Source organism: Derxia lacustris (genome assembly GCF_002105195.1).
In the GTDB taxonomy this organism is placed as follows: Bacteria; Pseudomonadota; Gammaproteobacteria; order Burkholderiales; family Burkholderiaceae_E; genus Derxia; species Derxia lacustris.
In genome coordinates this window covers 23861-43829 of record NZ_MUHU01000029.1, presented here as the reverse complement: position 1 = coordinate 43829, position 19969 = coordinate 23861, and the positions used below count along the sequence as shown (strand labels likewise).

Genomic DNA, 19969 nt, shown 5'->3' with positions numbered 1-19969 from the left:
CCTTCAGGACCGCGTGCCGACCGCCGCCGCAAGCCGGGGCGCGGCGCCCGCCTTGACGAGCCAGTCGTCGATCTCCCGGATCGCGTCGGCTGCGTCATTGCGCCCGGCCTCCAGCGCGCGGGCCGTGCCAAGCAGCTCTGCGGCCCGCGCCCGGTCGCCCGACAGCAGGGCCAGACGGCCGCGTTGCAGCGCGAGCCGGGCGGGCCAGTCGGGCGCCTGCTCGGATTCATTCAGCGCGTCGGCATCCAGCCCTTGAAGCAGGACGGCGACGCCGGCCGTCCTTCCCATGTCGAGGCGGGTGCGCGCCGCGCCGAACTTCAGCGCCTGCATCGTGGGATGGTCCTGACCGAGCGCGTCAGCGCCCAGCTTCAGGCCCGCGCCGAAGACAACGTCGGCGGCGGTCAACTGGCCGGCGTTGCGCAGGGCAGCGGCCTGGTTCGCGATCGCATTGATCCGGCCCTCGGAGTTCGGCCCGAGCACGGCGCCATAGAGATCGGCGACTTCGCCGAAGGCCACGGCGGCTTCGCGGTAGCGCCGGGCCTGCGCCAGCAGGGTCGCGCGCGTCACCCTGGCGTCGGCGACTCCGGTGCTTTGCGCACCGAGACGCGCGGTCAGGCAGGCGATCGACTTGTCCGCCAGCGCCAGCCCTTCGTCGGCGCGGTTCTGATAGCCCAGCGTGTTGGCGAGGATGAAGGCGGTGAAGCAGGTCCGCACATGATCGGCGCCCCAGATCGCGACCTGCCGCTCCATCAGATCGCGCGCCAGTTGCTCGGCCTGCGCATGGTGGCCGAGCATCGTGTTCATGTTCGACAGCGCGCCCTCGACATGGCCGGCGATGACCGGGTCGGCGAAGCCGGGTTGCCGGGCGATCGCCCAAGCCTGAGCGTAGTCGCGGAACGCATCTTCAAACTGCCGTCGCTCCACATGAATGGAGCCATGCTGGAACAGCAGCTCGGCCTGCAACTCGGGCGGCACCGGCTTCAAGGGCTTGAGCAAGGCTTCGGCGTCGGCCAGCAGCTTCTCGGCTTCGTCCAGATGGCCCGAGACCGCGAGCAGATAGACATCGGTCAGCATGACGAAACCGCGCTGCTCTACGTCCGGCGCGGTCGAGCGCGCCCATTCCGCGACCGCCTTGCGCCCCTCCGCGAGCGCGCTCGGGAAATCCGACAACTTGTTGAAGACGCCATGCAGCGCCGCATGGATGCCCGCCCGCACCTCCGGCGAGGTCTGTACGAGCGTGCCGTCCACCTTGCCGGCAGCGGTCCTCGCCGCCTCGGCCACGGTGACATCGCGCCGACCGGCCAGCGCCGGGTTCGCGGCCTCGATGAAATCGTCGATCAGGAACTTGTTCAGCGCGGATTTGGTGGCCAGCTCGTGCGCGGTCTGCTCGCGCGCGGTGCGCAGTTGCGCGTAGAGCTCGAGCGCGGTCAGCAGCCCCGCGAGCAGCACGCCGATCACCGCGTACAGCCAGGGCCGGCGCCGCCGCAGCGCGAGCAGCTGTTCGCCTTCGATCTGTCGCTGCCGCGCTTCGGCCATCGCCGCGCGCCGCGCCTCGTGCCGCTTCGGCAGCGCGGCCAGCGCCTCGGCCAGCTCGCTCGCGCTGCCGAAGCGCCGGACCGGATCGCCGTCGGTTGCACGCGCGATGTCGGCGCGCAGCAGTTCGTCGTCGATGTCGCGCTCCCAGCCGACGGCGAGGCCGCGCTGCAGATCGCCGACGACGATCTGGTACAGCAGCACGCCGAGCGCATAGATGTCGCTGCGCACGGTGGCCGGCTCGTCGGCCAGCAGTTCGGGCGCGGTGTAGAGCAGGGTGCCGCGCGCGGCATCGAAGGCGATGCCGTTGACGACCGTCAGCCCCAGCGGCGTGATGCCGAGCACGCCGAGCCGCGCCATGTCGAGCAATCGGCCACTGCCGAAATCGACCAGCCGGCACTGCCAGCCCGCGCCCGCCGGCTCGACCAGCACATTGGTCGGCTTCAGATCCTTGTGCAGCACCGCGAGCGAATGCGCCGACGCCACCGCCTGCGCGATCTGCAGGAACAGCGCCAGCCGATCCTGCAATGCCAGTGCGGCCAGGCGGCCGTCGGCCCCTGCCCATTCGGCGAGATTGACGCCGCCATATTCGCTTTCGACGAAATAGGGCGGTTCGCTGAAATTCCAGTCGATGATGCGGACGAAATCGGGCCGGTCGCCGAGCGCATTGCGCAACAGCCGCGCGAGCGTCACCTCGCGCTTGAGCGACGACATATGCTGCTCGGCGCTCGCGAATTTGAAAACCCGCTCCTCGCCGGTTTTGATATGTCGCGCGAGCCAGACGTCATTCGCTTCGGAAGCGCCGAAACGTCGCTCCAGCCGGAAATGCTCGCGCTGTGGCACATGATCGCCGGGGCGGAATTTCGGCATGCCCGCATCCGAGCCCGAAATCGCCGTGCGCTCGATCGCCACCGACAGCCGATAACCGACGCGCGGAATGCTCTCGATATGCTGCGCATGCGCGGGACCGATCGCATTGCGCAATTTGGCGATCGCATTCGCCAATACATTGTCGACCGTCGGCTGCCCGCGCCAGACTTCGCGAATGAATTCCTCGCGCGGCACCGCCTTGCCGGCGTTCTGCAACAGCAGATTCAATACTTGCAACGGCTTGCGCTGGATTTCCACCGCGCCGCCATCGACACTGAGTTCGAAACTGCCTTGGTCGAACACGACCGAGCCGAATCGATATCGATAGAGATTGGTCACATTCCCTCCATGCGCGGATGGAAATGCATTTTCAAGACGGCCGGCGCAACCCACAACCGTTCCGGCCGGGCGCCGCGCCCGGGACCGGACATGCGACACGCCGCCGTGCCATCGCTTTCACGCCGGGGGAATCAGCGCCACGGCCATCGAGGTGATCGATTGGTGATCGCCAGGTGAAGCCTTTCGGGGCGCGAATCAATACATTGCATTTGATCGCGGCGATGGGCTGCGGGCGATGAAATGGGGCCGGAGGAGTTTCTGGTCGGCCGGTTCATTGAAACTTCTCTGGAAGGATATTGCGATGGAAACGCACAAGCTGGTGGTGTGCGCGGCATTCATGCTGCTCGGCAGTGCTTCGGCCCAGGCCGAGACGATCTATACCTACAACTTCACGGCCACGGTGGATGGCGCGGAATATTGCTGCTCCTCCGTTTATACGCAAGGAGAAATCGTGCATGGCACGTTCTCTTATGTGGCAGCGCCAATGACGACGTGGGGTGATTTATCATATGCCCCGCAATACACATTCACCGGCTTTACGCCGGATTCGGGCACGGGAGCAATCACGCTCCCGACCGAAATGAATCCCGGCGATGCATGGAGCGGAGCAAGTGCGTCATCGGGCAATGTGCCAGGTGGCTGGAATTGGTACGGCAGCACCGGCTGGAAAACCGCGCTCGTTTTCGATTCCCACTTCAACACGGTGAGCGAACCGGCCAGCACCGGATGGGCGTGGGCAACTATTTCTTTCAATTCCATGTCCGATATTGCCGCGGCAGATCGGAGCAATTGGATCAATGGCGCGCTGCCGTCATTCAGCACGTTTACCGCCGGCAGCAGGGTGGCTTATGGCTCGTGGTCGGCCGCAGCCGGCGCCGACGGCTACGAAGCCACCATCACCGGCCTGACGCTCGCCTCGGTGACCTCGACCACGGCGGCCGTGCCGGAGCCTTCGTCCTGGGCACTCATGGGACTGGGCGCGCTGGGGCTGGCGTTGCGGCGGCAGACCGGCCGGCGTTCCATGCCTCGTCACCTGGGCGCCGCGTAACCGATCTGCCTGTCACCTGCCCGCCTGCGGCCGGCGGTGCACAGACGGCGCGGGGCCGGCAAGCCCATCCCGCGCCTTCACCGTCGCGCCGCGATCTCCAGCATCAGCGACACGCGTGCCTTGACCGCCGACAGCCGCCCGGCCGAGGTCCAGCCGGGCGGCAGCGCCTCGCGCAGCACGGCGGCACCGTGGATGCGGCTCGCGAGCATCACGCGCAGTCCCGCCGCGACCGGCGCCGCGAGCGCGGCCTCGATCTCGCGGTGCACCGAGCCGTTGCCCGTGCCCGCGACGACGAGCCCGTCGAGCCCGGCCGACAGCAGCGCGCGCACCACCACCGCGTCGCTGCCCGCGTGGCTGGTCAGGATCGCGACGCGCGGCAGGCCGTCGGGCGTCAGCGCCGACACGTCGTGGCGCGGCCGCTGCGCCGGGGCCGACACCGGCGCGCGGCACATCAGTTCGTCGCCCGCGATCGCGGGCGGCCAGTCGTCACCGTCGGCCGCGTCCGGCTCGTACAGCGGTGCGTCGGCCGCCTCCGCCGCGCCTCCGCCGCGCTCCGCGCGCGCAAACTCCACCGTCGCGCCACGCGCCCAACCCTCGACGCCCGCCTCGCCCGAATCAAAGGCGTCGAGGGCACTCGCGCTGACCTTCATCACCCGCGCCGCCGTGTGGATGCGCCCGGCAAAGCTCACCAGCACGCCGCGCAGCCGCGCCGCCGGGCTGGCCGCGACCGCCACCGCCTCGAACAGATTGAGCGGCCCGTCGGCCGACAGCGCATCGGCCGGCAGCATCGCACCGGTGAGCACCACCGGCTTGTCCGAGGCCAGCGTGAGCGCGAGCCACCAGGCGGTCTCCTCCAGCGTGTCGGTGCCGTGGGTCACGACCACGCCGTCGATGTCGGCGCGCGCCAGCAAGGCCGTCAGGCGCGCCGACAGCGCCAGCCACAGCGCATGGTTCATGTCCTTGCTGTCGAGCTGGGCCAGCGATTCGGCCTCGATGCGCGCCAGCGCCGCCAGGCCCGGCACGCAGGCGACCAGATCGTCGGCGCCGAGCACGCCGGCGCGGTAATCGGTGCGGGTGCCGGCCGAGGAGCTGAGCCCGGCGATGGTGCCGCCGGTGGCGACGATGGCGATGCGGGGGAGAGTCATGGCGCGCGCTGGAGTGGGCAGGCGGGCGATTCTGCGCGCGGCCCGGCTTGCGCCTCAGAAATCGAAGGCCGGCCGCAGCGCGGCCAGATGATCGCGAAACACGCGCACCCGCGCCGACAGCAGCCGCGCCTGCGGATAGACCACGCTGATCGGCATCGGCGCGCCGCTGTCGGCGGCCAGCACCTCGCGCAGACGGCCGGCGCGCAGTTGCGGCATCACCTGATAGCTCAGCAGCCGCACCAGCCCGTGGCCCTGCACCGCCGCCTCGACCAGCGCATCGGCGCTGTTGCAGGCAAACCGCCCTTCGAACGGCGCGCCGCCCGTGAACTGGAGGCAGACGTGATCGGCCAGCGCCGCCAGCTCGGCCGGCTCGCCGTGTCGCGCGAGGTAGTCGGGGCTGGCGCAGCGCACCCAGCGCGTGTGGCCGATCTGCACCGCGCGCAGCGATGAATCGGCCAGCCGCCCGATGCGCACCGCCACGTCCACGCCCTCGTCGAGCAGATCGATCTGGCGGTCGTTGAGCATCAGGCTGGCCGACAGCGCCGGCTCGCGCGCCAGCAGATCGAGCAGCGCCGGCGCCACATGCATGCGGCCGAACAGCCGCGGCGCGCTGATCACCAGCCGGCCCTTCGGCTGCACCCGCGCGCGGCGCGCGGTCTGCTCGGCCTCGTCGACCAGCCGCAGCACCTGGCGCGCGCGCTCCAGGTAGTCGGCGCCCTCCTCGGTCAGGCACAGCCGGCGCGTCGTGCGCTGGAGCAGGCGCGCGTCGAGATGGGCTTCGAGCGCCGCCAGCGTGCGCACCGTGCTGGTCAGCGAGCGGCCGGTCTGGCGCGCCGCCGCCGACAGCGAACCGGCTTCGACGATGCTCACGAACAGTTCCATCGCGGCGAGTCGATCCATGCGATTGCTCCGTTGAACGCATCAATCCAATGCGGCTGGCGGCGATTATCAACGGCGACCGGCGTGCCTATGCTGGCCGCCATGAACCCAGACCGCCTTCCGCCGCCCGTCCGCCTGCTCGGTTTCGACCACGCGGGCATCCGCGTGTCGGACCGCGCCGAGGCGCTCGACTTCTACGCCCGGCTCGGCTTCCGGCTCACGCTCGATCTGCCCGCGCACCGGGCCTGCGAGCTGGAAAGCGCCGACGGTGCGCGCATCAACCTCATCTTCAACGGCGTGCGCCAGCCCGGCCGCGCCAATGTGCTGCTCGATGCGCCGGTCAAGCTGCCGGGCATCACGCATGCGGCCTTCGTCGTCGACGACCTCGACGGCCTGCAGGCGCTGCTGGCGCGGCACGGCATTGCCATCACCGAAGGGCCGCATCCCATCGGACCGCGCCGCATCGCGCTGTTCATCCGCGACCCCGACGGCAACGTCCTCGAATTCAACCAGCTCATCGAAGGAGACAAGCCATGAAGCTCTACGACCTGACCCTGTCCGGCAACTGCTACAAGGTGCGCCTGCTGGCGGCGCTGATCGGGTTGCCGCTCGAACTGGTGCCGGTGGATTTCCTGGCCGGCGATCACAAGCGCGCGCCAGTCATCGAGCTGAATCCGCTCGGCCAGCTGCCGGCGCTGGAAGACGGCGCGGTGGTGCTGCGCGACTCGCAGGCCATCCTCGTCTATCTGGCGCGCAAGCACGGTGGCGAAGCCTGGCTGCCGACCGAGCCCGAGCCGCTTGCGCGCGTGATGCAATGGCTCTCGACCGCCGCCAACGAGGTGCAGCACGGGCCGGCCGATGCGCGGCTGGTCGACAAGTTCGGCCTGCCGCTCGACAAGCCAAGCACGCTGCGGACGAGCGATTTCATCCTGCCGCTGCTCGACCGCCATCTCGCCACGCGCGACTGGCTGGAACTGGGCCGGCCGACGATTGCCGACATCGCCGTGTTTCCCTACGTGGCGCTGGCGCCCGAGGGCGGCGTGAGCCTCGACGGCTATGCGCACATCAACCGCTGGATTGCGCGGATCAAGGCGTTGCCGGGCTATGTCGCGATGCCGGGCACGGAGTGAGCGGGCGGCTCAGGCCACCTCGACCCGCGCCACGCCCGGGAGCCGGGCAAATCCGCGCGCGCTACGGCTTGCCGCCGCCTCCGGCCATGTAGCAACATACCTACAAACTCCGGAGGCGCCGCCATGACCATCACCACCCTGTCCAGCCGCGAATTCAATCAGGACGCCAGCAAGGCCAAGAAGGCCGCCGCCGCCGGCCCGGTCTTCATCACCGACCGGGGCCGGCCGGCGCATGTGCTGCTCACCATCGAGGACTATCAGCGCCTTGCCGGCGTGCAGGCCAGCATCGTCGATCTGCTCGCCATGGCCGACGCCGACGCGGTCGAGTTCGAGCCGCCGCGCGCCGGCGAGCTGTTCCGGCCGGCGGACCTCGCCTGATGTTCGTGCTCGACACCAACGTCGTCTCGGAGTTGCGCAAGGCCCGCAGCGGCAAGGCCGATCCGCGCGTGATCGCCTGGGCCGCGCAGGTGGCGACCGCCAGCCTCTATCTGTCGGCGATCACGGTGCTCGAACTCGAAACCGGCGTGCTGCTCATCGAGCGGCGCGATCCGGCGCAGGGCGCGCTGCTGCGCCGCTGGCTCGACGATCAGGTGCTGCCCGCCTTTGCCGACCGCGTGCTGCCGGTCGACGGCGCCGTGGCGCTGCGTTGCGCCGGGCTGCATGTGCCGCAACCGCGCGCCGAGCGCGATGCGCTGATTGCCGCGACCGCGCTGGTGCACGGCATGACGGTCGTCACCCGCAACAGCGCCGACTTCGCGCCGACCGGCGTGGCGCTGCTCGATCCCTGGCAGGGCTGACTCACGCCGCCTCGACCCGCTCCACCCCCTGCAACGCCCACATCTGCGCATACAACCCGCCCTGCATCAGCAGCGCCACATGATTGCCGCGCTCGGCCACGCGCCCCTTGTCGAGCACCAGGATTTCATCCGCATCCACCACGGTCGACAGCCGGTGCGCGATCACCAGCGTCGTGCGGTCGCGCGCAATCGCCTTCAACTCGCGCTGGATCGCCTGCTCGCTGCGCGTGTCGAGCGCCGACGTGGCCTCGTCGAACACCAGGATCGCCGGGTTCTTGAGGATGGTCCGCGCGATGGCCACGCGCTGCTTCTCGCCGCCGGACAGCTTGAGCCCGCGCTCGCCGACCGTCGTGGCATAGCCATCCGGCAGCCCGGCGATGAAGTCGTGGATGTGCGCCGCCCGCGCCGCCGCCACGATTTCCTCGTGCGTGGCGCCGGGCCGGCCGTAGCCGATGTTGTATTCGATGCTGTCGTTGAACAGCACCGTGTCCTGCGGAACGATGCCGATGGCCGCGCGCAGGCTGTGCTGCGTCACCGCGCGGATGTCCTGCCCGCCGATGGCGATGCGCCCGCCGTCAACGTCGTAGAAGCGGAACAGCAGCCGCGCCAGCGTGCTCTTGCCCGAACCGCTGTGGCCCACGACCGCCAGCTTGGCGCCCGGCGCGATGGTGAAGCTCACGTCGAACAGGATCTGCCGCTTGTGCCCGCCGTCGGCCGTCTTGTCGTAGCCGAATTCAACGTGCTCGAAGCGCACTTCCGGCCGCGTCACGTCGAGCACGGCGGCACCCGGCGCATCGGCGATCTCGCGGTGCGCCTCCAGCAGGCCGAACAGCCGGTCGATGTCGGCGATGCCCTGCTTGATCTCGCGGTAGATCACGCCCAGGAAGTTGAGCGGCACATAGAGCTGGATCATGAAGGCGTTGACCAGCACCAGATCGCCGAGCGACATGCGGCCATCGACCACGCCGAGCGTCGCGCGCCACATGATCGCGGTGACCGCCATCGCGATGATCGCGCTCTGCCCGGTGTTGAGCAGCGACAGCGAGCTTTGCGAGCGGATCGCCGCGCGCTGCCAGGCCAGCATGCTTTGGTCGTAGCGGCGCGCCTCCCAGTCCTCGTTGCCGAAGTACTTCACCGTCTCGTAATTCAGCAGCGAGTCGATGGCCTTGGTGCTGGCCGACGAATCCAGCTCGTTCATGGTGCGGCGCAGATGGGTGCGCCACTCGGTCACGACGATGGTCCACGCGATGTAGAGCAGCAGCGCAATCACCGTGATGCCCGCGAACCACGGGTCGTAGCGCGCCACCAGAATCCCGATGATGAGCGCGAACTCGACGATGGTCGGCAGGATGGAATAGAGCGTGTAGCTCACCAGGCTCTGGATGCCGCGCGTGCCGCGCTCGATGTCGCGCGTGACGCCGCCGGTCTGCCGCTCAAGATGAAACCGCAGCGACAGCGCATGCAGATGCCGGAACACCTCGATCGCCGCCTTGCGCACCGCGCCCTGGGTGACGCGCGCAAAGACAAACTCGCGCAGCTCGGTGAAGGCGGTAGTCGCCAGCCGCAGCGTGCCATAGCCGACCAGCAGCGCCGCCGGCACCACGATGGCGACCGTCGCCGCGCTCTGCGCATTGGCCGCGCCGGGCGCGAGCCGGTCGACGATGGCCTTCATCACCAGCGGCACGGCCACGTTGGCGCCCTTGGCGCCGGCCAGCAGCAGCAGCGCCACGATCACGCGCGCCTTGTGCTCGAACAGATAGGGCAGCAGCCGGCGCAGCACCTGCCAGTCGGTCTTCTGGCGCGCGGTTTCGGGGGCCGGACCGGCCGTGGTGGGACGACGCATGCCGCGCATTGGCTGACGCTCGCTGGCTGATGAAGCGGGATTCGACCCGGGCGGCGGCGCTTGCGTTTCAGCCTGCGTTTCGGTCTGCGAAGCGCGATTGCTGCATGACATCATCGGCGCCCGCCGGCCCGGGAAAGGGGCCGGCGATTATGAATGCCCGACCGGAACCGCCATGAACCAGCCCGCCAACCCGCCCCATCTGCTCAACGAAATGCCCGTGCTGCGGCTCATCCCGATGCCGGCCGATTCCAACCCGTCGGGCGACGTGTTCGGCGGCTGGATCATGTCGCAGGTGGACTTGGCCGGCAGCGTGCCGGCGGTGCTGCGGGCGCGCGGGCGGGTCGCGACGGTGGCGGTCAACGCCTTCAGCTTTACCGCGCCGGTCAACATCGGCGACCTGGTCAGCTTCTTTGCACGCATCGTCAAGACCGGTCGCACCTCCATCACGGTGGAAGTCGAGGTGTGGTCGCAGCGCCGACGCGGCGAGCTGGAGCTGGTGAAGGTGACGGATGCGGTGCTGACTTATGTGGCGGTGGATGCCGCTGGCAAGTCGCGGGAGTTGCCGGCGCAATAGCAACTGGGGAGGCGCGCAATTCAATATTCACCTATCGATTACAACACCATGCTCGAACTACTTCCCGCCGGAAAATTTCTCTTGGACTTGATTGAGAAGTTCGCCATATTGATTAAGAATAGAATTTTAAAAGAACGAAAACTGGCGGATCCGATAAGGACGCAAGCACAAAGAGTCATCGATGCTTTCGAAGCGCACGACATCCCACGCCAACAGATACCCTACCTACTGCCAAACGATCAAGATATCGATATGAAATTCTTTTCCTCAGCCGACCTGCTGACAGAGAAAATCAACCCCAGACTGATTCAATTTACCGCCGAGATACTGGATCTACGCAGAGAATGGCTCGATGGAGTTGATGAACATCGACACAAGAGCATTCACATCTACAAACGCATCGATTGGGCAACTCATTGGCTCAAAGAAAGAAGAACCGTTTTCAATGCATGTTCAACATTGCATATTTTTATTGTTCAAGCAGACGATACCCTACCCCATGAAACCGGCCCAATATTGCTAGTCCATGAGGAGGCCCTAGAACCGCTCCATCAACTCAACATAAGCAGATACCATTTACTTTCGGATATTTGGGATTTGGAGCATCCCCCCTGCGCTGAAACCGCACTGGCTTTATTGGCACTTTGCGAAACACTTGGCATCCCCAGCATGACCCATGAAGTGACAATCGCTCAACTTGAATCGGCAGCCAACGGTAGTATTTTTCTCAGCGATGCAATAAAACAAGCAAAGCATAGATTCGCCTTGAATGCTGAGTGGGTACCGCTGCGATATCACGCAAACAACCTCAGCAACGAAACGCACAAAACCACATGGAACAACGCCGTACAATTGTTGAAGAATGCGGGAATTGAATTGCCAAAATATCCAAAATGATGCCTTCACACCCCTCGATCGATAACATCCATCGCCATTGCAGCGAGGATTACTTGCCCACCTCCGTCGCCCCCATCCAATAGCAAAGCAGCGCCGCCGGAATCCGCATGATTTCCACCCCCGGCGCACTTTCGCCCAGGCCGCCAAGCGGCCCGAAGTCGGCCAGCGTCTTCGTCACCACATAGCCACGCGCAAGCTTCTTCTGTTCGCACAATTCAATCAGACCTTTCAATTCGCGCGGACCGGTGTGCTGGGCCCGGTATTTCACTTCGAACGGAATCAGCCCGCTTTCGGTTTCGGCCACCAGATCGACTTCGCGATCCTTCTTGCCACGCCAATAGCTGAATCGCACGCTCTGCGCGTAATAGCGCGCAAACAGATGCTTGAACACCGCCGTTTCGGTCGCCACACCCAGCGCCGCCGGGTCTTCAAGAATTGCCTTGCCTTTCAGCATCACCGCCGGAGCGATCGCGGCATCGGCGAGATAGACCTTGAATCTGGCCCTCAGCACCTCCTTGCCGTAGCCATAGGGCGGCAGCCGATAGATGAGATGCACCGCCTCCAGCAATTCGATGAAACTTTGCGCGGTGGCGCGTTTCACCTCCAGATTGGCGCACAGGTCGGTCATGTCGAGCAGACCACCGTCATGCAGGCACAGATACAGAAAGGTGTGCTCCAGATCGAGTACGCGACGCACGCCAAACAACGCCGTCATGTCGCGCTTGAGCACCTTGTCGATGATGTCTTCGCGCAATAGGCGCTGCGCCTGGGTAATGCTTTCTACCTGGGCGGTTTGCGGAAAGCCGCCGCGCACAAGGTATTCATGAAAATGCCCGGCATAAGGCGCGGCAATTTCGCCGGCACGCAAAAAATCGGGCGGCGTCCAGTCGAACAATTCACGCAATGAACGCAAGGTAGGCAGCGGCGGCAATTCCACCCGCTTGATTTGCAGATATTCGTAGAACGAAAGCGTGGTGAGGCGAATGGTGTGCCAGCGCCCCACGCCCGATTCCTGCGCGGCTTCCACCAGCGGCATGGCCGAGCCGGTAAAGGCAATGCGCCGGCCTTTCTGGAAATCGACCTGATGCTTGACCCAGGTGCCCCAGTCGCGAATGAATTGGGCTTCGTCGAGAAACAGGTAATCGAGCCCGGCAGCCTTGGGCTCGCGCTCGCGCCAGGCAGCCAGCACGGCGTCGATGCCGGCGAGCTTGAGCAGCGGATGGTCGAAGGTGACGTAGAGGATGTTGGCCGGCGGCACGCCCGCCTTCAGCAAGGCGTCGATCGACTGAAGCATGAGCGTGGTCTTGCCGATCTGCCGCGCGCCGGCGAGCAGCACGGCGCGCGGCGCGGGCGGCTCGGTCATCCAGCTGTGCAGTTCGCGGAAGGCTGCGCGGCGCCAGTCCGGCAGGTCGGCGATGGATTCGCCGCGCCACCAGGGGTTGAACTGCGAGAGGACGGCGATGAGTTCGTCTCTTGAGATCTGCATTCGGCATTTTCAGACTGTGACTCGATATTAGTATCAGTACATTTGTACTAAATGAAGTTTTTTAATCGCAACCAAATGAATTCCGATCCGTTGCGGCGCCTTCCTCTCCTCCGAAAACGCGCGCTGCCGACCTAAGGTTTGCCCCTAGCCAGCCGCCCCGGCGCCAATTCCGGCACTGAAGCGGCGCGCCGCCCTGCCTAGCATTCGCGGACTTTTTCCTCACAGTGAACAGGGAGCATCGACATGGACATGGCAATCGGTACGGCAGTGCTGCGCAAGACCGAGCTGGGCCGGGCCGAGATCGGCCGGCGTGGCGAGGGGCTGTCGCGGCGCGAACGCACGCTGCTAGTGGTCGCCGATGGCCAGCGCCGCGCGGCCGAGCTGTTCGGGCTGATCGGCGCCGAGGATCACGCTGCGCTGCATCGGCTGGTGACGACCGGGCTGCTCGAAGTGGTGGATGGCGCGCCGGCCGCGCCGCTGGCCGAGGCCGATCCGGTGCGCAGCTTTGGTCTGATCGACAGCCTGAAGGAGCAGGTCAGCACCTTCCGCAGCGTGGTCTACCAGGAATTTCCATGAACGCCGCCGGCTGAATCAGCCGCGCAGTGCCGCCTGAAGCGCCTGCACCAGTCCGGTCAGCGCGGCATTCAGTTCAGCGGCGCGGGCCAGCCGGCGGTCGACATCGGTCGCGGCCGGGTCCAGCTCCATGGCTTCGATCTGCACCACCAGCCCGACCGCGCCCACGGTGGCGCAGGCGCCGCGCAGCGAATGGCACAGGCGCCGGGTTTCCTCGGTCTGGTCGTCGGCCACCGCGCGCAGCAGCTCGGGCGCGCCGCTGGCGTAGCTGGCGGCGAACTTGCCCAGCACCCGCTCCAGCAACGGCCACTGGCCGTTCACCGCACGCAGCGCGGCAGCCAAATCCAGCCCGGCCACGCCGGCCAGCCGCTCGCCGAGCGGCGGCCCGGCGATGGTCGCCGCCGCGCCCGGCGCGCCGCCGTCCGCGCCGCGGGCCGGCATCGGCAGCCAGCGCAGCAAGGTGCCGTAGAGCCGCTCGGGATCGACCGGCTTGCCGATGTGGTCGTTCATGCCGGCGGCCAGACAGGCGGCGCGGTCCTCGCCAAACGCATTGGCGGTCATCGCGATGATCGGCAGGCTGGCACCGAGCCGGGTTCGGATGGCGCGCGCCGCCTCCAGCCCGTCCATGACCGGCATCTGCATGTCCATCAGCACCGCGTCATAGGGCCGGGTGCAGGCCAGCTCGACGGCACGCGCGCCGTCCTCGGCCACGTCCACCACCAGACCGGCCAGCCGCAGCAACTCGTCGGCGACCTCCTGGTTGATCGGGTTGTCCTCGACCAGCAGCACGCGCTGGCCGGCGTGCTGGCGGCACAGCAAGGCCTCGGCGCGGCCCGGCTCGCCGGCTGCCAGCGCCGGCAGCCGGCCCTCGCGGCGCAGCACGCGCATCAGGCCGTCATGCAGCGCCGACGGCGTGATCGGCTTGACCAGCACCGCGTCGAAGGCCGCGCCGCGCGCCTGCTGCCACATCGCCGGCTCGTCGAAGGCCGACACCAAAATGCTCGGCGGCATGCCGCCCTGGAGCCGCGCGCGCAGCTCGCGCAGGGTGTCGACGCCGTCGAGCGGCGCCATGCGCCAGTCGATGAGCATGAGGTCGTAGGGCTGGCCGGCGCGCATCGCCTGCTGCACCTGCGCGATGGCTTCATGGCCGCCGGGCGCGGTGTCCACGTCGAGGCCCAGCTGCGCGAGCCGGTCGGTGAGGCTGGAGAGCGCTTCGGGCAGGTCGTCGACCACCAGCGCGCGCAGGCCGTGCACATCGAGCGGCGCGGCGCGCTCGCCGGCCTCGGCGCCGCGCGCCAGCCAGGCGGTGAACCAGAACCGGCTGCCGATGCCGGGCGCGCTGTCGACGCCGATCTCGCCGTGCATCAGATGCACCAGATGGCGCGTGAGCGCGAGGCCCAGGCCGGTGCCGCCATGGCGCCGGGTGGTCGAGCTGTCGGCCTGCTCGAAGGCGCTGAACAGCAGCGGCAGCGCCTGCGGCGCGATGCCTTCGCCGGTGTCCTGCACCTCGAAGCGCACTTGCAGCCGCCGGCCGTCCTCGCGCAGCAGCTCGCCGCGCAGCCGCACCCAGCCGCGCTCGGTGAACTTGACCGCGTTGGCCAGCAGATTGACCAGCGCCTGGCGCAGCCGGGTGGCATCGCCGCGCAGCCGGTCGGGCAGATGATCGGTGTCGAGCACCAGCTCGATGCCCTTCTCGCGCGCGCGCTGGCCGACCAGCTCGAAGCTGCTCGACAGCAGCGCGTCGAGCGAGAACTCGGCTTCCTCCAGCACCATCTTGCCGGCCTCGATCTTGGACAGGTCGAGGATGTCGTTGATGACTTGCAGCAGATGGCGCGCCGCCACGTCCACATTGGCGAGCCGCTCGCGCTGGAGCGCATCGCGGGTGTCGCGCGCCATCAGGTGGGTGAGGCCGAGGATGGCGTTCATCGGCGTGCGGATCTCATGGCTCATGTTGGCCAGGAAGGCGCTCTTGGCGCGGGTGGCGGCCTCGGCCTGCTCGCGCGCGCTGCGCAGCTCGGCATTGGCGGCTTCGAGCTGGGCCTGGGTGCGCTTCATGGCGGTCACGTCGAGCGCCAGCACCGCCACGCCGCGCACCGCGCCGTCGGCGCCGCGATGCGGCACGCAATGCACCTGATGCACATAGGCGCTGCCGTCGCGGTCGATGCCGTTGCGCTCGAACTCGCGCCGCTCGCCGCGCAGCGCGCATTCCATCTGCGGCCGCACTTCCTCGTACATGGCCGGGCCGAGCAGCGTGCGCATGTCGCTGCCCAGCGCCTGCTCATGCTCCACGCCGAACAGCGTCAGCGCGCCCCGGTTGACGAAGCGGCAGCGCAGCCCGGTATCCCAGTAGCCCACGTTGCCGGGGATGGCGTCGGTGATCGACTGGCCGAGCCGCATCGAGGCTTCGAGCGCGGCATTGGCGGCGGCGAGCTGGCCGGCGCGCTCGGTCACCAGCGCCTCCAGCCGGTCGCGGTAGCGCGCCACCTCGGCCTCGGCGCGCAGCCGCTCGGTGATGTCCTCGCCCAGACAGACCAGATGCGTGACCTGCCCGTCGGGCTCGACCAGCGGCAGCAGCGTGACCGCGAGCCGATAGCGGCTCGCGTCCTTGCGGCAGATTTCCAGCCCGCCGCTCCAGGGCTGGCGCTGGCTCAGCCGCGCCGCCACCTCGGCATGCAGCTCGGGCGGCAGATCGGGGCTGTGCAGCTGGAACGCGGTCATGGCCAGCAGCTCGTCGCGGCTGTAGCCGGTGTTGCGCGCGGCGGTGTGGTTGGCGAACTCGATGCCGAAGTCGAGGCTGAAGATGTAGACCTCGATCGGGCTCTGCTCGACCGCCAGCGCCAGCTTGCGCATCAGCGCGTCCTGCGCGCGGATCGGTCGCAGGTCGACATAGCTGCTGACCCAGCCGGCCGGTTCGCCGCCGGCATCGCGCAGCACGCCCGAGCTGATCGCCACCGGAATCGCGCTGCCGTCGCGCGCGCGCCGATGGCCCTGGCCCACATAGCTGCCGTGCTCGGCCAGCTGGCGCCGGGCCTCGGCGAACTGCTCGCGCGCGGCCTCGGTGTCGGGGATCAGGTCGTCGACAGGCAGGCCGATCAGCTCGACCTCGGCATAGCCCATCAGCCGGCAGAAGGCGGGATTGGCGAACACGAGACGGAACTGCCGGTCGGTGAGCGCCAGCGGCTGCGACGCCTGGCGGAAGGCGTCGGCGAACAGCAGCCGCTCATGCTCCAGCCATTTGCGCGCCTCGATGTCCGCGACCCGCGCCGCATCGTGGACGGCGGCCTGCACGGCGGCACGCCGGGCTCGATGGCGCGACAGGACCAGGGCGCAGGCCAGCGCGACCGTGACCATCAACCAGACCCACTGCGGCACCTTGGCTCCCGACACGACGGCGGCGCGCCCTCGGGTCCGCCACCGGCTGACTAGCTGTTGTTTCGACCGGGTACCGATTCTGCCCCGGGGCGCGGCCCGCGCCTCTCGGGACTGATCCTTGCTCGGCCGGCTGCGCCACCGCGCGGCGCGTGCCAAGCCCTTCAAACGCGACAGCGCCGCGCCTTCCCGCCAGACCATTTCCGCACTGAAAGGCGCGACCCATGATCAAACGTCAATACGCAAAGCTGCGCTTCACCGCCAAGGGCTGGGTCATCACGCTGCTCGGCGAAGACTTCGCCAACAAGGGCAACGACCAGCTCGCGGCGCAGGAATTCGCCGACGACATCAACGACGCCTGCGTCGGCCTGACCCAGGACGAAGTGCGCGCCAAGTACCTGTCGGGCGCCGCCAGCGCCAGCTGAGGCCGGTCCGGCTCAGACCACGCGGCCGAACCACCACAGGCTGAGCCCGCCGGCCAGCAGCGCCAGCAGCCCGCCGGCCAGCGCCAGCAGCGCGGTCACCTCGGTCTCCTTCACCTCGAAGGCGATGCGGCTCGACAGGCCGGCATACACCTGGCGCAAGTCCTCGGCGCTGCCGGCGTAGAAGTAGCTGGCATGCGTGGCCTCGGCGATGCGGCGCAGCGAGTCCTCGTCGAGCCGGGCGCGCAGGCTCCAGCCGTCGAACTCCACCGTGCCGCCGTCGCGCGTGCCGACGCCGACCGTGTAGACCTTGATGCCGCGCTCGGCGGCCATCTTGGTCGCGGCGACCGGATCGACGCCGGTGGTGGTCTGGCCGTCGGTCAGCAGCACCACGGCGGCCGAGTTGTAGGAGCCGGGCGGCACCGGCGTGAACGGCGGCGGCTGCTTGGCATCGGGCTTGCGCCGGGCCCGGTCGGCGCTGCGGCCGGTGGCCTCGTCCAGATCGATGCCGGCCTCCGGAAACAGCGTCGCCAGCGACAGCACCAGCCCCGAGCCGATGGCGGTGCCGCGTTGCAGCTGGAAGCGGTCGATCGCGGCCAGCACATCGTCGCGGCTGACCGTCGGCGCCTGCACCACCGAGGCGGTGCCGGCGAACGACACCACGCCGATCCGGATGTCGCGCGGCAGCTGATGCACGAAGGTGCGCGCGGCCTCCTGCGCGGCGGTGATGCGGTCGGGCTTGACGTCGGTGGCGCGCATGCTGCCCGACACATCCATCGCCAGCACGATGGTCTGCTGCTGCATCGGCAGCTTGATGCGTGCCGTGGGCCGCGCGCCGGCCAGCAGCAGCAGCGCCAGCGCCAGCCACAGCAGTGCCGGCGGCAGATGCCGGCGCCAGGCCGGATGGCGCCCGGCGGCCTGCCGGATCAGCGCCAGCTGGGCCACCTTGAGCGTGCTCGGCCGGCGCCGGCGCAGCAGCAGCACATAGCCGGCCAGTACCGGCACCAGCAGCAGCAGGCCCCAGAGCAGCTCGGGCCAGAGGAATCCGATCATCGCGAGGCTCCGGAGGACGGGGGATGGGCGCGGCCGGCCGGCGGCGCGGGCTTGTGCCAGCGCCGCGCCGCCACGCCGGGCGGACGGCGCCGGCGCAGATCGACGCAGCGCAGCAGGATGTCGAGCAGATCGTCGGCCGGCGTGAATTCGAGCGTGTCGGCACCGGCGCCGGCGAGCGCGGCCCACAGCTCGGCATCGCGCGCCTCGGTCAGCGCCTGCAGCCGCGCGGCAAAGCCGGGCGCGTCGGTATCGGCGGTGAACAGCTCGCCGGTCTCGGCATCCTCGAAGCGCAGCTGGCCCAGACCCGGCAGCAGCGGCTCGATGCCGTCGGCGAGGCGCAGCGCGGTGAGGTCATGGCGCCGCGCCAGCCGGCCGAGCGGCGCCTGCCAGCCCGGCGCGCTCAGAAAGTCGGACAGCACGAAGACGATGCTGCGCCGGCGCGCGACGGCGTCGGCGGCGCCGAGCAGATCGGCCAGCGCGGTGGCATGCGGCGCGCGGCCGGCCGGCGCGCGTTGCAGCCGGTCGAGCAGGCGCAGCACCTGACGCCGGCCGGCGCCGGGCGCCAGCAGTTCGACCGCGCGGGCGGCCTGCGGTCGGTACAGCAGCGCGCCGACGCGGCAGCCCTGGCGCACCAGCACCCGCGCCAGCAGCGCCACCAGCTCCAGCACCAGACCGGCGGCGGCGCGATCCATGCTGGCCGACAGGTCGAGCAGCAGCCAGGCGGTCGCGTCGCGCTCCTCGGCAAACAGCCGCACATGCGGCTCGTCGAGGCGCGCGGTCAGGTTCCAGTCGATGTGGCGCGGATCGTCGCCGGGCTGATACAGGCGCAGATCGGCCAGCTCCAGCCCGTGGCCGCGCCAGAGCGTGCGGTGCTCACCCTGGAGCAGGCCGTCGAGCCGGCGCAGCACGGTCCATTCGAGCCGGCGCAGCAGCGCGTCGGGGCGCTCGGCGGTGGCGGGCGGGGGCGGCGTGTTGCCTGCGCTGCCGGTGGCCGCGGCGGCCGTGCTCACCGCGCCTCCCGCGCGGCGGCTTCGGGCGCCGGCACGCGCGCCAGCACCTCGGCGATGAGCTGGTCGGCGCTGGCGCCGTCGGCCAGCGCCTCGTAGCTCAGCACCAGCCGGTGCCGCAGCACGTCGGGCGCCAGCTCGGCCAGGTCTTGCGCCAGCACATAGTCGCGGCCGCGCAGCAGCGCCAGCGCCTGGGCCGACTCGACCAGCGCAATGCTGGCGCGCGGGCTGGCGCCAAAGTCGAGCAGCGGCGCCAGCTCGGCCAGCCCGTGGCGCGCCGGCCGCCGCGTGGCATCGACCAGCCGCACCGCATACTGGATCAGCCCCGGATCGGCATAGACCTCGCGCCGCGCGTGCTGCAACTGCGCCAGCTGCTCCATGCTGGCCACCGCCTGCACCTGCACCGGCTCGGCGATGGCGCGCGCGACGATCACGAATTCCTCCTCGGGCTGCGGATAGTCGACCAGCACCTTCATCAGAAAGCGGTCGACCTGCGCCTCGGGCAGCGCATAGGTGCCTTCGCTCTCGATCGGGTTCTGCGTGGCCATCACCACGAAGGGGCGCGGCACCGGGTGCGACTCGCCGGCAATCGTCACCTGGCGCTCCTGCATCACCTCCAGCAGCGCGCTCTGCACCTTGGCCGGCGCGCGGTTGATCTCGTCGGCCAGCAGCAGATTGGCGAACACCGGCCCGAGCGTGGTGCCGAACTCGCCGCTGCGCTGGTTGTAGATGCGCGTGCCGACCAGATCGGCCGGCACCAGGTCGGGCGTGAACTGGATGCGCCGATAGCTGCCGCGCAGCGTCGCGGCCAGGGTGCGCACGGTGAGCGTCTTGGCGAGGCCGGGCACGCCTTCGACCAGCAGATGGCCTTGCGCCAGCAGCGCCACCAGCACGCGTTCGAGGAAGGCGTCCTGGCCGACGACCACGCGCTTGACTTCATAGAGGATGCGTTCGGCGAGGGCGGCGGCGGCGGTCGGGTCGAAGGACATGGCAAGGCTCCGTGG

Annotated in this window: 18 protein-coding genes; 9 read left to right on the top strand and 9 right to left on the bottom strand. The window is 68.7% G+C overall.

The annotated features are described in order from the left end of the window. Positions 1-3 precede the first annotated feature (3 nt). Positions 4-2742 carry a protein kinase domain-containing protein gene (locus B9P64_RS19355; protein WP_176256901.1) on the bottom strand — a complete coding sequence of 913 codons (2739 nt, stop codon included), beginning with the start codon at positions 2740-2742 and terminating at the stop codon, positions 4-6. Between the two features lie 301 nt (positions 2743-3043). Between B9P64_RS19355 and B9P64_RS19350 the strand changes: the two genes are divergently transcribed. After that, complete coding sequence (locus tag B9P64_RS19350; RefSeq protein WP_235840054.1) at positions 3044-3790, top strand: PEP-CTERM sorting domain-containing protein; 747 nt, start codon at positions 3044-3046, stop codon at positions 3788-3790. Between the two features lie 77 nt (positions 3791-3867). Here the strand turns inward: B9P64_RS19350 and B9P64_RS19345 are convergent, their stop codons facing one another. Both B9P64_RS19345 and B9P64_RS19340 read right to left on the bottom strand, forming a co-directional pair. Then, a complete protein-coding gene (locus B9P64_RS19345; protein WP_085317813.1) occupies positions 3868-4935 on the bottom strand; it encodes an asparaginase in 1068 nt (355 codons plus the stop codon). A 54-nt stretch (positions 4936-4989) separates the two neighbouring features. Beyond that, complete coding sequence (locus B9P64_RS19340) at positions 4990-5835, bottom strand: LysR family transcriptional regulator (RefSeq protein ID WP_176256900.1); 846 nt, start codon at positions 5833-5835, stop codon at positions 4990-4992. A gap of 81 nt (positions 5836-5916) precedes the next feature. On the opposite strand from B9P64_RS19340, the gene B9P64_RS19335 reads away from it, so the two are divergent. The 4 genes from B9P64_RS19335 (at position 5917) to B9P64_RS19320 (ending at position 7741) form a co-directional block, all read left to right on the top strand. Beyond that, complete coding sequence (locus B9P64_RS19335; protein WP_085317836.1) at positions 5917-6351, top strand: VOC family protein; 435 nt, start codon at positions 5917-5919, stop codon at positions 6349-6351. Continuing rightward, positions 6348-6944: a glutathione S-transferase family protein gene (locus B9P64_RS19330; RefSeq protein ID WP_085317811.1), complete on the top strand. Its 597-nt coding sequence runs from the start codon at positions 6348-6350 to the stop codon at positions 6942-6944. The genes B9P64_RS19335 and B9P64_RS19330 overlap by 4 nt, the downstream gene beginning before the upstream one ends. 123 nt (positions 6945-7067) lie before the next feature. Then, a complete protein-coding gene (locus B9P64_RS19325; protein ID WP_085317810.1) occupies positions 7068-7322 on the top strand; it encodes a type II toxin-antitoxin system Phd/YefM family antitoxin in 255 nt (84 codons plus the stop codon). After that, on the top strand, positions 7319-7741 hold the full coding sequence (locus B9P64_RS19320) for a type II toxin-antitoxin system VapC family toxin (protein ID WP_217808720.1): 423 nt from the start codon (positions 7319-7321) through the stop codon (positions 7739-7741). Before B9P64_RS19325 ends, B9P64_RS19320 begins: the two co-directional genes overlap by 4 nt. A gap of 1 nt (position 7742) precedes the next feature. On the opposite strand, the gene B9P64_RS19315 is transcribed toward B9P64_RS19320, so the two are convergent. Continuing rightward, a complete protein-coding gene (locus tag B9P64_RS19315) occupies positions 7743-9584 on the bottom strand; it encodes an ABCB family ABC transporter ATP-binding protein/permease (RefSeq protein WP_085317835.1) in 1842 nt (613 codons plus the stop codon). A 172-nt stretch (positions 9585-9756) separates the two neighbouring features. Here B9P64_RS19315 and B9P64_RS19310 point away from each other — a divergent pair, with 172 nt between their 5' ends. After that, positions 9757-10158 (top strand): acyl-CoA thioesterase, encoded by a 402-nt coding sequence (locus B9P64_RS19310; protein WP_085317808.1) that lies wholly within the window; start codon positions 9757-9759, stop codon positions 10156-10158. 48 nt (positions 10159-10206) lie between these two features. Further along, positions 10207-11055: a hypothetical protein gene (locus B9P64_RS24635; protein ID WP_139826412.1), complete on the top strand. Its 849-nt coding sequence runs from the start codon at positions 10207-10209 to the stop codon at positions 11053-11055. 49 nt (positions 11056-11104) lie between these two features. Here B9P64_RS24635 and B9P64_RS19305 read toward each other — a convergent pair whose 3' ends face one another. Then, positions 11105-12391 carry an ATP-binding protein gene (locus B9P64_RS19305; RefSeq protein WP_235840053.1) on the bottom strand — a complete coding sequence of 429 codons (1287 nt, stop codon included), beginning with the start codon at positions 12389-12391 and terminating at the stop codon, positions 11105-11107. A gap of 393 nt (positions 12392-12784) precedes the next feature. On the opposite strand from B9P64_RS19305, the gene B9P64_RS19300 reads away from it, so the two are divergent. Continuing rightward, entirely contained in the window at positions 12785-13117 is a 333-nt protein-coding gene (locus B9P64_RS19300) for a hypothetical protein (RefSeq protein ID WP_085317806.1), read from the top strand. A gap of 15 nt (positions 13118-13132) precedes the next feature. On the opposite strand, the gene B9P64_RS19295 is transcribed toward B9P64_RS19300, so the two are convergent. Next, positions 13133-16501 (bottom strand): PAS domain-containing hybrid sensor histidine kinase/response regulator, encoded by a 3369-nt coding sequence (locus B9P64_RS19295; protein WP_176256899.1) that lies wholly within the window; start codon positions 16499-16501, stop codon positions 13133-13135. Positions 16502-16707: 206 nt separating this feature from the next. On the opposite strand from B9P64_RS19295, the gene B9P64_RS19290 reads away from it, so the two are divergent. Beyond that, the gene (locus B9P64_RS19290) at positions 16708-16908 is read left to right on the top strand and encodes a hypothetical protein (RefSeq protein ID WP_085317804.1); all 201 of its coding nucleotides are present in this window, start codon (positions 16708-16710) and stop codon (positions 16906-16908) included. 12 nt (positions 16909-16920) lie between these two features. On the opposite strand, the gene B9P64_RS19285 is transcribed toward B9P64_RS19290, so the two are convergent. From B9P64_RS19285 to B9P64_RS19275, 3 genes are read right to left on the bottom strand one after another with little or no spacing between them, the layout of a single operon-like run. Then, positions 16921-17955 (bottom strand): VWA domain-containing protein, encoded by a 1035-nt coding sequence (locus B9P64_RS19285; protein ID WP_085317834.1) that lies wholly within the window; start codon positions 17953-17955, stop codon positions 16921-16923. After that, positions 17955-18968, bottom strand: a complete 1014-nt coding sequence (locus B9P64_RS19280; RefSeq protein WP_085317803.1) for a DUF58 domain-containing protein — start codon at positions 18966-18968, stop codon at positions 17955-17957. The genes B9P64_RS19285 and B9P64_RS19280 overlap by 1 nt, the downstream gene beginning before the upstream one ends. After that, entirely contained in the window at positions 18965-19954 is a 990-nt protein-coding gene (locus B9P64_RS19275; protein ID WP_085317802.1) for an AAA family ATPase, read from the bottom strand. Before B9P64_RS19275 ends, B9P64_RS19280 begins: the two co-directional genes overlap by 4 nt. Positions 19955-19969: the final 15 nt, after the last annotated feature.

Bases quoted from the DNA above. Each gene is read 5' to 3' on its own strand.
- B9P64_RS19310 (WP_085317808.1), top strand. From the start codon at position 9,757: ATGAACCAGCCCGCCAACCCGCCCCATCTGCTCAACGAAATGCCCGTG.
- B9P64_RS19335 (WP_085317836.1), top strand. From the start codon at position 5,917: ATGAACCCAGACCGCCTTCCGCCGCCCGTCCGCCTGCTCGGTTTCGAC.
- B9P64_RS19340 (WP_176256900.1), bottom strand. From the start codon at position 5,835: ATGGATCGACTCGCCGCGATGGAACTGTTCGTGAGCATCGTCGAAGCC.
- B9P64_RS19330 (WP_085317811.1), top strand. From the start codon at position 6,348: ATGAAGCTCTACGACCTGACCCTGTCCGGCAACTGCTACAAGGTGCGC.
- B9P64_RS19345 (WP_085317813.1), bottom strand. From the start codon at position 4,935: ATGACTCTCCCCCGCATCGCCATCGTCGCCACCGGCGGCACCATCGCC.
- B9P64_RS19275 (WP_085317802.1), bottom strand. From the start codon at position 19,954: ATGTCCTTCGACCCGACCGCCGCCGCCGCCCTCGCCGAACGCATCCTC.
- B9P64_RS24635 (WP_139826412.1), top strand. From the start codon at position 10,207: ATGCTCGAACTACTTCCCGCCGGAAAATTTCTCTTGGACTTGATTGAG.
- B9P64_RS19300 (WP_085317806.1), top strand. From the start codon at position 12,785: ATGGACATGGCAATCGGTACGGCAGTGCTGCGCAAGACCGAGCTGGGC.
- B9P64_RS19350 (WP_235840054.1), top strand. From the start codon at position 3,044: ATGGAAACGCACAAGCTGGTGGTGTGCGCGGCATTCATGCTGCTCGGC.
- B9P64_RS19325 (WP_085317810.1), top strand. From the start codon at position 7,068: ATGACCATCACCACCCTGTCCAGCCGCGAATTCAATCAGGACGCCAGC.
- B9P64_RS19290 (WP_085317804.1), top strand. From the start codon at position 16,708: ATGATCAAACGTCAATACGCAAAGCTGCGCTTCACCGCCAAGGGCTGG.
- B9P64_RS19315 (WP_085317835.1), bottom strand. From the start codon at position 9,584: ATGCGTCGTCCCACCACGGCCGGTCCGGCCCCCGAAACCGCGCGCCAG.